General features: G+C 54.6%; 14 protein-coding genes. 8 read left to right on the top strand and 6 right to left on the bottom strand.

All coding sequences use genetic code 11. The features are described from left to right. Positions 1 to 45 precede the first annotated feature (45 nt). From ACQE3E_RS13365 to ACQE3E_RS13375, 3 genes are all read left to right on the top strand, one after another. Positions 46 to 999, top strand: coding sequence for a glycosyltransferase (locus tag ACQE3E_RS13365; protein ID WP_281020558.1), 954 nt, complete (start codon positions 46 to 48; stop codon positions 997 to 999). An 18-nt stretch (positions 1,000 to 1,017) separates the two neighbouring features. Next, on the top strand, positions 1,018 to 2,280 hold the full coding sequence (locus ACQE3E_RS13370; RefSeq protein ID WP_064030136.1) for a putative O-glycosylation ligase, exosortase A system-associated: 1,263 nt from the start codon (positions 1,018 to 1,020) through the stop codon (positions 2,278 to 2,280). A 644-nt stretch (positions 2,281 to 2,924) separates the two neighbouring features. Next, positions 2,925 to 4,391, top strand: coding sequence for a sulfatase family protein (locus ACQE3E_RS13375; protein ID WP_313730095.1), 1,467 nt, complete (start codon positions 2,925 to 2,927; stop codon positions 4,389 to 4,391). On the opposite strand, the gene ACQE3E_RS13380 is transcribed toward ACQE3E_RS13375, so the two are convergent. Continuing rightward, positions 4,388 to 5,035 (bottom strand): zf-TFIIB domain-containing protein, encoded by a 648-nt coding sequence (locus ACQE3E_RS13380; RefSeq protein ID WP_313730094.1) that lies wholly within the window; start codon positions 5,033 to 5,035, stop codon positions 4,388 to 4,390. The genes ACQE3E_RS13375 and ACQE3E_RS13380 overlap by 4 nt on opposite strands. A 154-nt stretch (positions 5,036 to 5,189) precedes the next feature. On the opposite strand from ACQE3E_RS13380, the gene ACQE3E_RS13385 reads away from it, so the two are divergent. The 5 genes from ACQE3E_RS13385 to ACQE3E_RS13405 all read left to right on the top strand — a co-directional run bounded on the left by ACQE3E_RS13385 (position 5,190) and on the right by ACQE3E_RS13405 (position 7,875). Then, a complete protein-coding gene (locus ACQE3E_RS13385; protein WP_064030130.1) occupies positions 5,190 to 5,735 on the top strand; it encodes a gamma carbonic anhydrase family protein in 546 nt (181 codons plus the stop codon). A gap of 441 nt (positions 5,736 to 6,176) precedes the next feature. Then, a complete protein-coding gene (locus ACQE3E_RS13390) occupies positions 6,177 to 6,362 on the top strand; it encodes a hypothetical protein (protein WP_064030128.1) in 186 nt (61 codons plus the stop codon). Between the two features lie 2 nt (positions 6,363 to 6,364). Next, positions 6,365 to 6,727 carry a hypothetical protein gene (locus tag ACQE3E_RS13395; RefSeq protein WP_231883700.1) on the top strand — a complete coding sequence of 121 codons (363 nt, stop codon included), beginning with the start codon at positions 6,365 to 6,367 and terminating at the stop codon, positions 6,725 to 6,727. Positions 6,728 to 6,886: 159 nt separating this feature from the next. Further along, positions 6,887 to 7,303 (top strand): bacteriohemerythrin, encoded by a 417-nt coding sequence (locus ACQE3E_RS13400; RefSeq protein ID WP_313730093.1) that lies wholly within the window; start codon positions 6,887 to 6,889, stop codon positions 7,301 to 7,303. Beyond that, the gene (locus ACQE3E_RS13405; protein WP_313730092.1) at positions 7,300 to 7,875 is read left to right on the top strand and encodes an alpha-ketoglutarate-dependent dioxygenase AlkB family protein; all 576 of its coding nucleotides are present in this window, start codon (positions 7,300 to 7,302) and stop codon (positions 7,873 to 7,875) included. The genes ACQE3E_RS13400 and ACQE3E_RS13405 overlap by 4 nt, the downstream gene beginning before the upstream one ends. Positions 7,876 to 8,079: 204 nt before the next feature. Here ACQE3E_RS13405 and ACQE3E_RS13410 read toward each other — a convergent pair whose 3' ends face one another. The 5 genes from ACQE3E_RS13410 to ACQE3E_RS13430 form a co-directional block, all read right to left on the bottom strand. Next, entirely contained in the window at positions 8,080 to 9,009 is a 930-nt protein-coding gene (locus ACQE3E_RS13410; protein WP_313730091.1) for a vWA domain-containing protein, read from the bottom strand. A 65-nt stretch (positions 9,010 to 9,074) separates the two neighbouring features. Next, on the bottom strand, positions 9,075 to 9,635 hold the full coding sequence (locus tag ACQE3E_RS13415) for an MxaK protein (protein WP_313730090.1): 561 nt from the start codon (positions 9,633 to 9,635) through the stop codon (positions 9,075 to 9,077). Beyond that, a complete protein-coding gene (locus ACQE3E_RS13420) occupies positions 9,635 to 10,636 on the bottom strand; it encodes a vWA domain-containing protein (protein ID WP_313730089.1) in 1,002 nt (333 codons plus the stop codon). The genes ACQE3E_RS13415 and ACQE3E_RS13420 overlap by 1 nt, the downstream gene beginning before the upstream one ends. Beyond that, positions 10,633 to 11,613, bottom strand: coding sequence for a nonribosomal peptide synthetase MxaA (locus ACQE3E_RS13425; protein WP_427500655.1), 981 nt, complete (start codon positions 11,611 to 11,613; stop codon positions 10,633 to 10,635). Before ACQE3E_RS13425 ends, ACQE3E_RS13420 begins: the two co-directional genes overlap by 4 nt. Then, positions 11,610 to 12,467: a DUF58 domain-containing protein gene (locus tag ACQE3E_RS13430; RefSeq protein ID WP_313730087.1), complete on the bottom strand. Its 858-nt coding sequence runs from the start codon at positions 12,465 to 12,467 to the stop codon at positions 11,610 to 11,612. The genes ACQE3E_RS13425 and ACQE3E_RS13430 overlap by 4 nt, the downstream gene beginning before the upstream one ends. Position 12,468: the final 1 nt, after the last annotated feature.

The raw sequence follows: 12,468 nt of genomic DNA on the forward strand, positions 1-12,468 counted from the left end.
TATCCGTTACGAGCTTCCTTAAATCATTTTCGCTATGTCGAACAAATGGATCCAAAACTAAAACTAACTTATGCCATGTGCAGCTACAATCGGGCCGATCGGCTTCGAAAATTAGTGGATGCTATTCGGGAGCAAGAATGCCCTATCCCTTACGAAATTTTAGTCGTTAACAACAACAGTACCGACCACACCGAACTTGAACTAGCCGAATTGTCGACAAACCCAGGAGCTACGCTTCGATGGGTTACCGAAACTGAACAAGGCATCGTCGCGGCCCGCAACCGCTGTTTAATTGAAGCGATGAGTTCTGACATAATGGTATTTATCGACGATGATGAAATTCCATTACCCGGACTGCTATACGCTGCTACCGACGCCATCTGCAACGAAGGTGCTCAAGTTGCCGGAGGGAAAGTGGTGGTCGACTTCACTGGTCAACGACGGCCAAAATGGCTCGGAGACGAATTACTTGGCTTTCTCGCCGCCACTGATTACGGTGAAGCGCCGTTTTGGGTGACAAGTAAGGACACACCGTTATGGACTGCGAATATCGCATACGACATGAAAATATTCCGCGAAAATCCAGATCTACGGTTCGACAAGCGTTACGACAGGCAGGGAAAAGCAATCGGTGGCGGTGAAGATGTTATGATGTTCGGCCTCCTTCTGAATTCCGCTATGAAAATCCGCTACCGCCCAGATATGACGGTTCTACATTCCGTCGAACCTTGGCGGTTGAAGCCTAGCTACTTCCTAAAATTACATTTTAGCTCCGGCTTTAGAAGCGCCTATAATTGCGGAATTAAATATAAACGCAATTTTTTTGGAGTTCCTCTATTTCTATTTAGTCAGGCATTAAAATTATTTTTTTTGTGGCTAACTTTGGCATTAAAGAACCAAAAACTTGAATTAAGGAAATGCATGAATTTCACACATGCACTTGGGCAAATATGCGGTTACTTTAGTCGATGGAAAGAAAACCCAGACTATAGGATCTAATCAACACACAGGCCTCACGTGCGCGACATCGTTGTACTTATCTTTCTTTCAGGCTGCATTGTAGCCGCTATCAAACGGCCTTGGTGGGGCGTTTTGTCACTGGCGATTTTCAGTTACATGAATCCTCATGCCTATGCTTGGGGCTTCGTACGTACCTTACCGGTTTACATGATTTTATTTTTGGTTGTCGTAATCAGTACATTTACCACCAAAGATAAGCAACCGATACCCAAAGACTGGAGAGTCACCGTCTTCTTCTTATTATGGGTGTATTTCATGTTTACGACGACTCAGTCGCCGCTTCAAGATATTGCTTGGTCCCGCTTCTGGTTTGTCACAAAAATATATATACCGTTTTACTTTACACTGACTCTAATCAACACAAGAACTAAATTGTACTACCTGATATCGACTATTGGTATTTCTATCGGCATTGTAGCCGTCAAAGGAGGAATATTCGCGATAGCCAAAGGGTTTTCTCATCGAGTTTACGGTCCACCAGGTACTCAATTCGAAGACAACAATCAATTCGCGATAGCAATGCTAATGGTTATTCCATTATTATTAATCTTTCGACGCGAACTCAAAAATGAATTATTGAAGAGAGTTACTTTATTTTCGGTACCGGTTATTTACGCGGCCGCTTTATCCTCTTGGTCTCGCGGCGCGTTATTGACAATGATTGCATTGACGTTCATCTTGATTTCAAACTCAGGACGGAAATATTTAACGATTCCACTGGTTTTCGTCGGGGTATTTTTCGTTAAGGATTATTTACCGGATGAATGGTTCGGACGTATGCATACCATGGAAAGCTATGAAGAAGATCAATCGGCCATGGGCCGCATCGTTGCCTGGACCGACGGCTGGAATTATGCGGTAAGTCATCCGTTTACCGGTTGCGGTTTTGAAGGGTGGAAGTTCGTGACCTTACGCGATTGGCACAGTTCTTACGTGGAAATCCTAGCCGAGCACGGTTTTGTGGCGTTTGGCTTGTGGTTCTCGCTGTTGGCTGGCTCGTTAGTCAACCTAACGCTGCTCATGCGAAAAACCAAAGGCATCCCGGAACTGGAATGGGTCGGATATTACTGTCTGATGCTTAGGGCATCTCTGATCTGCTATATGATCGGAACTTTATTTTTAGGCTTGTCGTATTGGGATTTACTTTATCATTTAGTTTTCATTGCCGTGCTAATCAAAAAATTCGCTCTGGAGGAGCTGGCGCAAATATCCGCGACCAATTCGGGGCTTAAGAAACATAAACGAATCCCCGCTTACTAAATTTAACTCGGCCGTAGCGCATTTTAATGGAAACTGTCGCCCAGCTCCTCTACTCCGCTTGCCTTTCCTCGTTATTTGGCATGGTCGCTTTAATCAGCCAAACCTGGCACAACTATTCGCGAACCGGCCCTGGAATTCCGGAGGAAGTTGAACGGAAATTTCGCTGGCACATGGTTTATGCCGGTCTTCGCTTAGCCCTTTGGTGTTACGTGATATTTCTATTGACGGCGTTGCCGGGTCCTATATTCTGGCAAAGTTGCGCTCTACTATTGAATATCGAATTCAAAACCTCGACAGCATTTTTTTTCGGCTTATGCTCGAGTGCTCTTGTGATTGGATATTTCTTTTGTTACCAATTATTATTTTCTCCAGGCGCGATTCAATTATCGTTTCAGTATCGTTTTTCCAGGCTATATGGACTGCACGACGCATTGACGCCTGCAATATTGAAATCAATCAAATTCGCTGGCATCTTCGTTTGGGTGACAATATCAGGCTTGAACTTGTTTTCAGCGGCTCTTCCGGAAACCGTTTATATTTTCGCGATCAACCTTATATACGGTTGGTTAGCGATCAGTATTAGGGTCAAGGAACCCGCGCCGCTCGAATCCAAACCAAAATCACCGTCCTTCCCGAACATTGTCATGATCGGTGCCGACACCTTGCGTTGCGACCGCCTTGGCGCTTATCGCTATCGCAGAAATCTGACACCGAATATCGACAAGTTGTGCGCCGACGGCGTGTTACTTGGAAACTGTATAACCCCGGTGGCTAGAACGGCGCCCAGTGTCGCGTCGTTGTTTTCGGGTTTATGGCCCTACCAACATGGCATTCGCGACAACTACCCGTCCGCGGAGGAATGCCGGCTACCTTATCCAAGTTTAGTGCAGTGCTTAAAAGCCCAAGGCTATTCGACCCTAGCGGTTTCCGACTGGGCCGGCGCGGACTTCGGGAAAATAGACTTCGGATTCGAAACCGTATCGTTGCCCGAAGATCAGTGGAATCTCAAGTTGTTGTTCAGACAAGGACCGTCCGTCATTCGCGGTTTTTTATCGTTGTTTACCAACAATTCACTGGGAAAAAAGTACCTGCCAGAGTTGTATTATCTGGCCGGTATGCCGCTGACCGGTAAGCTAGGCCGGGAATGCCGCCAATTTATTGCGTCGGCGGCGCGAGAGGAGCGCCCGTTTTTTCTGAATCTGTTTACCTCGACCACGCACGTTCCGTTTACCTGCGATTACCCCTATTACAAGTTATTCACACCTGAGAATTACCGAGGCGAGTCGAAATTCATCATGACCAAACTCGCCACGCCTTGCGAAATCGTCGATAAACAGCAGAGAGGTTCGGATTATTTCGACGTACCGCAGATCATCAATCTCTACGACAGCTGCGTCAGACAATTCGACGACGAGGTCGGCAAAATCGTTGATTTTATCGAACAATCGGGTTTGTCCGAAAACACGCTGATTGTGATTTACAGCGACCACGGCGCCGATTTTTTCGAGACCGGCTGTTGGGGGCAAGGCAACACGCTGTTAGGCAAGGATCCAAGCGGCCGCATCCCGCTGGTCATGAAAGGCCCCGGCATGCCGAAAGGCGTCAAGTTCGAGCCGGTTTGCCGCGCCGTGGATGTGATGCCGACATTGCTTGGCTGGTTGAAGCTGGACGTTCCGGAGCATTTGCCGGGCACCAACCTGATGCCCTACATTCTTGAAAACCGATCGCCCAATCTATACGCCTATCAGGAAACCGGAATTTGGCTCGGCAAGGTGCCGGGCCTGCATCCCGAGCAAATCCTTTACCCCAACATCGTCGAATTGTTGGACATCCCCGACCAGCAAGCCGGCACATTGGTCATCAACGCCAAGTATTATCCAACCGTTATCCAAGCGAAGAGCCGTTCGATACAAGACGACCGCTGGAAATTGATTTGCATCGCGACCCACCGCGGCCCGGTGTACCAACTCTACGATTTGGAAACCGACGCCTATCGGGATGTAGCGTCGGAATTTCCCGAGATTTATGCCCGCCTGCAAGCGCAGCTGGCGATTCATTTGAAAGCGGATCCGTACTGGAATCCCGCTCCGACCACACCGTCGGCCGCTTAAGACAACAAATTCGCCAACAATTCGGCGACCGCCAACCAATCGCGTGAGTCGCCATCACGCGCCGCTTTCATGGTAGAAAGTGTTGCCGATTTAGCATTGGCGGCGGATTGCCGCTTGGCCACCGGACGCTTGTTCGCCAACATTCGACCTCCCGCCCGCTGCCACTCCAGCAAATGACTGATTTGACCGCCGTCCAGCCATACGCCGTGACTCGCGCAACGATCCACTACGACGCCGCTGCGGTAACCGTACAGTACCCGGTTCATCAACACTCGGCATACCGGACATTTTAAGTAACGGACGCGCGCGTCCGCCGAATAGCGCTCGCGGTTAATGCCGTCCAACCAGGCCCGATCGACAGCCAATGTCGATCCGGCCGTCCGCGCCAACAAAGTTTCGATTTCCCCCGGATCGAAAAACAAGCCATAACAAGTCCCGCAGCGTTCGAGTTGCAAAACCTGTTCGCCTTCCAGTGCCACGGTTTGCAACGGGGTGTCGCACACCGGACAAATTCTCGAGGTCTGAGTCCCAATCGGGCTGAAATCATACTTGCCCGATAGATCGATATCATTGCGCACGCCGCAATACCGGCAAATCTGACTATTCGCCGCCAACGGCGCGGAACACGCGCTACATTTCGCCATTTTCGGTTCCCTATAAAGTCCGCTCCGACGTCATCGACCATGCCGCCACTTTTGAAAATAAAGTTCCACGCCCACCAAGCTTCCTTTCAGTACTGGCGCGGCATCGTGCAATTGCGTAACATTTTGGCAATTATGGCAAAGAACAGGAGTTCACGTGGCAATCAGAACCTATCAATCCAGCAAACCCAAGCTCGGCGAGCGTGTCCTGATCGACGAAACCGCCGTCGTCATCGGTAGCGTAGAATTGGGCGACGACGTTTCGGTCTGGCCAACCGCAGTCTTGCGCGGCGACGTGGAGAAAATTTGCATCGGTAATGCCAGCAATGTTCAAGACGGCTCCATCTTGCACGTGTCGCACGCCGGCGACTATTCGCCGAGCGGCTATCCCCTAAGGATAGGCGAGTCCGTCACGATCGGTCATCGCGCGGTTATTCACGGTTGCACGATAGGCAATTATTGCCTGATCGGCATTGGCGCCATCATCATGGACGGGGCGGTGCTCGGCGACTACAGCATGCTGGGTGCCGGCGCGCTAGTGCCGCCGGGTAAAAAATTGGAAGGCGGATATCTGTACATCGGCGTACCCGCCAAGGCCGCTCGCGCGCTAACCGACGACGAGAAGATCTTTTTGGCCTACTCCGCGTCGCACTACGTCAAACTCAAGGACAGTTATCTGGACCGCAAAGCCACCCCGGAGTGATCGCGGTTTACACTCACGGCCCAAAACATGATTCGGCTAACCACCAGCCATTGACCGGCCGGTCGCAGGCCCCCTGGTCGTCCTGAATCGGCGGCCTACTCTTCGTCCTTGGATCGCACGCCCCGAAGCGACGACGCCCATTATTAATATTGAAACGATATTTGTTTGACAAGTCCGGCCGCTTGTTATATTGTTTCGATTCGCTACCAATAACGGACGCCGATCACGCGGTTTTTAAATTGTTGGTTGCGCGCGGCTCTTGCCCTCGGCCGCGCCCGACCTTCCGGCACAGATCCACCAACCATCCGGCCTATTCCTCTTGTCCGGCGTCCGCCGGTAGCGAAACCGGAAATCGAGTTCCCGGCCGAAGTTGGCCGACAATACCGGCTTCCATTCTTACTAGACCCGACTTCGGCCATCGCCGAAAATAAGAGGTAAACCATGAGTGAAGTACACCAAGAGAAAGATCATTTCGTACTGTATGTTGTCGTGACGGTCGTCGTGGTCGTCGGCGCGATATTGGCGGTCAAGCTGAACGAAAACGAAAAATTCGCCCCCATCAAGGACCAAATCAACGAGGAACACCGTTTAATGAATATCCGCGTCATCGCCAACCGGGAGGACTGAACATGCGCAAATTTCCGTTTATGTTAAGTTTGCTGCTGACCATGTTGATCAACACACCGCTGCAAGCCACCGAATATATTTATCGCGACCTGATGGCCAATAGTCTGGCACCGGCGCATTGCGACGCCGAACCCAAGGCGCGCGACGCCGCGGCCAAACCCTATAACATCGAACGCTTCAGCAAGAAGTTCTGCCAAACCCAAGGTTACGGTTGGCACGTCGAAGAAATCAAAACCGCGGGTAACACCGTTTGCGACAGTTGCGGAAACCAAGCCGATTTAAAACGCTGTCACCAGGAAGACATTGTCGTCAGTTGTAAACGTATCAAACCCGGCACGGTCGGTATGTTACCCGGCAAAGGCTAATATTGATCGACCTTGATGTGGCAGTTTGGCGCCCGGCGCCGCTGCCACCCCTTGGTCGGGTCACGCTGACGGCACCTTCTGTGTCGGGCATAAAATCTGCTTCAAAATCTCGATAAGAAATCCGTTGCGTAAACATCAACTATCGTTTGGGTGGACGACATGACCTTACTTTCGGCGGCCGAAACGGCCCTGGTTGGATACGATGCTATCGATCACGACCATCAATCCTTCATCGCGTTGGTAAATCAGTTGGATAGCGCGGACAATAACGAATTTCCCGCCCTGTTCCGCGAACTCTATCACCATACCGAACAGCACTTCGAGCTGGAAAACCAATTGATGCAAACCTTCGCCTTCCCGGCGGAAACCGAACACAAAGGCGAACACCAGCGCGTTTTGGCCGAATTCAAACAATTTCAGTCGCGCATCGACAAAGGCCTGATTCCGTTCGGGCGCGCCTTCGTCAAAGACAGGCTGCCGCAATGGTTCAAATTACATGTCGCGACGATGGATAGCGCGTTGGCCGCCCATATCCATCAAGCGAACTCGCGCGCCGGAGACACCAACGCCGCATGAGCGCCGTTCCCGAACTGGAGTTAATCGAAGGATTCTACGACCAAGCCGACTGCCGGCAACTCCTCAAACGCTTGCTCGACGAACAGGATTGGCCGAACAACCGTTACCAAGTCGGCGAACGCTGGTTCGAATTGCCGAGACAGCAAACTTGGCACGCCGATCCCGGCATTCGTTACAGTTACAGCAACAACCTGCTAGTCGCCCGGCCCTGGACTCCGTTATTGTCCGAACTGAGAACCGCTATCGAGCATCGTTTGAACGCAAAATTCAACGCAGTACTGGTGAATCTCTACCGCGACGGCAACGACTACGTCGGCTGGCATTCGGACAACGAACGCGAAATGGGAGACGAACCGTTGATCGCTTCGCTGAGTTTGGGCGCCACCCGTACGTTCGCCTACCGCCACAAGCGCAGCGGAGAACAAGGCAGCACCCGACTAAATGCCGGCACGCTACTGACGATGCGGCCATCGTTTCAACACGATTGGCGGCATAGCCTGCCGCCGGCACCGGAAGTCGCCGATCCCAGGATTAATTTAACATTTCGCTACGTGCTGCCGCCGCCGAACTAAGTCGCTGGTACGACGGGTGCGCCGTGTCCGGCGCATAAAAGGCAAAGGCGGTCTTACCGGATTTCTTGACAGTACACCTTGCCCCGTCAGCCAGCGAACTCAACTCTTCGGCGTCCTCGCCGTGATCGGGAAACGATACAATCCCAATTCTGCACAATTCGACGACAAGGCAGTTTTTGCTTGGGTCACCGATATTTACCCGACCTATTTTACGAAAACACCCACCAGCGCCAACAGCGCCAGACCGGCGTATTGCCAGGCAACATCTTCGGAAACGACGCCGGGTTTGGCGAATGCCGCTTGCTGCAAGGCCGGCCGCAAACTGCCGGGATCGGTCAGACGTTGATAGCTCAATCCAGCTTCCGCAGCCAAGCGTCTCAGATAATCTTCGTGGAGGCGACTCATATGTTCGTCGCCGATCACCGCTTGGCTACCGAACGGCGCATTGCGGGCGTCATAGCCTTGAATTTTTTCGGGATTCAGATCGGATTCGCCGAAGGTCGAGCGGTGCGGCACGTCTTCGGGTTTGTAAAAACCCAGGCGCTGGCCGTTGGCATCGAATTTGGGAATCGGCGCGGGGTTATCGCCGCCGACGCCGATAATCACACCTTGCACTTGACCGCGAAACCCGCCGAGATCGGGCTGGTAGCGCGCGTTGGGCGGAGGAGCCTCCTGGCCGTCGGTCAAGAACACCAAGGTTTCCTCGCGTGCTTTGAAATCTTCCAAAGTCCTGGCCAGGCCGGCGGCGATCCGGCTATCGGCGGCCCACGCCATCCGCCAATCCAATGCCGCCAACGCCGCGTCGATTTCGTTGAAGCCGGAGCAGACTTCGATGGGCTCGAACAACAGCGCCGATCGGCGTTCGGTGAATATCCCAAAACCGACGCGCGATTGGCACGGCAACGCCAGCAGTTGCTCGCGCAGACTGTGTTTGACAAAGTCCAGCCGGCTGACGGCTCGCCCTTCCCACACATAATCTTCGGCATTCATGCTGCGGGTAATATCCACGACGAAGATCAACTGGTATAGCGGGCGCTGCCGTTGTCGAGTCGGGCCCGTCGCGGCCAGCACGGTCATCATTAGCGCCAGCACTAACAGCCACCAGCGGTAGTCTCTAAAATTCGGTCCGGGCATGGCGATTCAACGATGCATAATGAGACGGCCGGCGCCGAGACCCCGGCGTGCGCGTTGGGCACTGCTCATGGCAAACCGCGCGGAAATCCGGGCAGCGTGGTCCACAGCTGGGTCTTTTCCCGACCGTCGTCCGGTTCGTGACCGCTATTGACCCTATCCATTTCCGGCAACAGCCGCATCGCCACTTCCAGATTGTACTTGGCATCCCAGTAGCCCGGCTCGGCGATCAGTGCGTCGCGATAGGCTTGCTTAGCCAAGCCGACCAACGGCGTCGCATCGTTGATATTGCCGGCGTGTAGCTTTTCCTGCGCCTGCGCCATATACAAATTCCCCAGATTGTAACGCGCCTGTGCCTGCAAGGCCGGCGGGGCCTGCCGCAGCAAGACGTTCAAGGTGGCCAACGCATCGTCGTAGCGGCCGGCCTTGCGCAAATACACCGCTCTCGCCATCCGTAGAGACGGCGGCGCGTCGGCCAGATCTTCGATCTCTACGTCGCGACCGGCCAGCAATTGCTCGATCAATTGGTTTTGGCCGGCCAGCCGATAGAGACGGGCTCCTTGTACCAAACCAACCAACAGTGCGGTCAGCAAGCCCGCCCAGAGCAAACCGTGTGTGAGACCGCGCATCAGTATTTGACCTCGCAAAGTTTGGCGCCTATCAGCAAAGCCGCTAGCCCGGCGGCGACTCGGTAGCACAGCGGCGTTAAATCCTGCTTGGGAATCCGTTCGAAATAGTGCAAGGGGCGATGCTCCAAACGATTGATATCGTCTATCGCCTGACGCATCGCACCGGGATTTTCGGCTTCGTAAGCTTGATAGGGAATATTCAGGCTGGAAAAAAATAAATGTAAATAGCGTTCGGGCATGGCTTGAGCGTTATCGTCGCGCGGATCGGTCGGCATCTCGAACAATCCCGGACTGTTTGCGGTGCGCAAAAACACCCAGTACAAGCGCACTTGACGCTGCTTGAACAACTGGCGCAATTTGGCCTCGCTGTCCGGGTCTATCACCGCCGCTCCGTCCGAGACCAACAAAACGATGCGGGAACCCGATACCGGCTGGTCGTCGAAATACGATAACGCCAAGGCCAAGCCCTTGCTGACGTTGGTATAGGCCAGCGCCGGCTGGGCCGTCGCGGCGATCGCCGCCCGCACCGCCGGTTTGTTTTCGGTCAACGGCATCACGAACAACGGCGAAGTACTGTAGGCCGCGACGCCGATCAAATCGTGATCGCGATGATCGACAAACTGGGTCAGCAATCGGCGGGCCGCCGCCGCCTTCGATTCTTCGCCGCTCCCCCCGTTGAGATGCCCGACGTCGGGTGCCTTGCCGGCGAACGTGTTGTCCATGCTATTGCTGCGATCCAGCAACAACACGATGTGGGCGCCGTGACCGATGCGCTCCACCTGCTGCTCCTTGCGATACGGCCCAGCCAAACCCAACACCAGCGCCGCGATCGTCAACGCGCCGAGCAGACGGAGCAACGCGTCTACCAAATTCGAGAACGGATCGGCCGGCAGCAAGTCCAGCGCCGGATGTTCGCCGACACGCATGCCCAAACGCCACAGCGGCAACGCGCATAGTACTAAACCGGCCAGCGGCCAGACCTGTTCCACAGCCAAATTCATCGGGCGCCCCGTTCGACATCTCGACACTGGCCGCAGAGTCGGCGTAAGCGCTCGATCGCGTCGTCGGTCGCGGCCGTCTGGTCGGCAAAGAAAAACCGGTTGGAATAGTCGAAGAACCAGCTCAATTCGCCTTGCAACGACCGGTAATGCGGGTGGGCTCCGAAAAAATCTTCCAGTCGGTGCCCGAATAGCGGTCCGCCGTGCAAGCGATTCAACGCGCCGTGCATGACCGTCAGCGCTTCGGCCATTTGCACGGCCCGCAGGCCGCGCAATTGCCGACTGGCGCGCTTGAATAGGCTACGCCGGGGCAGTCCCGGCAAATAGCCGTATTGCCAAGCCAGCCGTAAGCCAAGCGCCAGCGCCGCCAGACCCGCGACTAGCATATTACGCAGAACATCGGCGCCCGAGATTGGCGCCGGCGGCTGATCGGGGCGCAGATACTCACCGGCTTCATCCTGTCGAGCAATCAACTCGCGTAGCGGCGCCACGGTAAATTGCCAGTCCGGGACTCGCTGTTCGAGGCTTTGCCCGTGCTGACTGAAACGCAACGGGAAACCCGGAATCGTCAGCGCCTTGACCTCCAGCGGCGCGTAGAACACCTGATATTCCAAATTCACCCGATATTCGTCGTCGCCCGACGGTTCGACTTCCGCTTGGCGCAGATGCAACCATCGGTTCATTGGTCCGGGCTTGGGCAGGCTATCCGCGTGCAATACCACGCCGGAGCGGATCTGCACGGTGATCCGCATCGGTATCGTATCGCCGATTTGGTAGCCGAAAGGCCGCGGCGTCTCCACCCGCCATGCGCTGACCGGCCGGATCGGCGCGGCGGAGCATGCCGCCAATAATCCGGCGATCAAGCTCAATACCCCGGCACGAATCCAGTAAACGACGGCTCGCCGACGTTCGGCAAGCGCCGACGCCGGCGAACAAGGCCGGCCTTCTTGGCGGCATAGGTTACTCGACCCGCGCATCATGCCGCCCGTGCTAGAAAGTACTGGTTGAATTGCTCGGCCCGGTACCCTTGCTCGATAAACATCGGCTCGTGACCGAAGGCCCGGAATGCGTGCTGCAGTTGCCGACGGCGTTGCTGATAGGCGGTTTCGATACGACGTTTCAATGCCGGCCGCATCCACACGCGGCGGCGACGCCCGGTTTCCAGATCTTGCCAGACCAACAAGCCCCAATCCGGCATGGTCAGATATTCCTGTTCGTCCCAGAGTAGCAAGGGCACCAATTCGTGACGGCCCAGACTCGCCAGCAACGCGGGCAAGCGAACCAGCGGCCAATGACCATCGCCGATCAAAAACACCAGGGAACGTCGAGCCGGCAGATAGGCTCGCGCCCGCCACAAGCCAGCGCACCCCGGCTTTAACTTAAGTCGAGACACGGCCTCCAGCCAACGATCCACGCCGCCGAGGTCTATCGATCCGGGCGGTTGAAACACCAAGGGCCTATCGGCAGCGCCGAACCCGGCGAAGCCCACCCGATCTCCGGCGACATGGGCGGATTCGACGATCGCCAGTAATATTTCGACGATCGTTCGGCGTTTATCGCGCCGGCCGACGAAAGCCATCGAGGCCGACAAGTCGGCCAGCACCATGACTTCGACCCGGCTATGCTCCTGATGCGCCTTAACCCGGTACTGGCCAAACGGGTCTAGCAGACTGGCGCGCAGGTCTATCCGTCGGGGGTCCGGCCTCGCGATCAGGGCTTCGTGCCGCTTGAACAATTGTCCGTTGCCGACCATCTGCCCTGGGTGCGCTCCGGGATAGACTTGAACAGCCGGACCCGACAAGCGGTATTGGAAAGGTTCGATATTGATCGCCATG

It is taken from the genome of Methylomonas sp. MED-D (genome assembly GCF_050276835.1).
Classification (GTDB): Bacteria; Pseudomonadota; Gammaproteobacteria; order Methylococcales; family Methylomonadaceae; genus Methylomonas; species Methylomonas koyamae_A.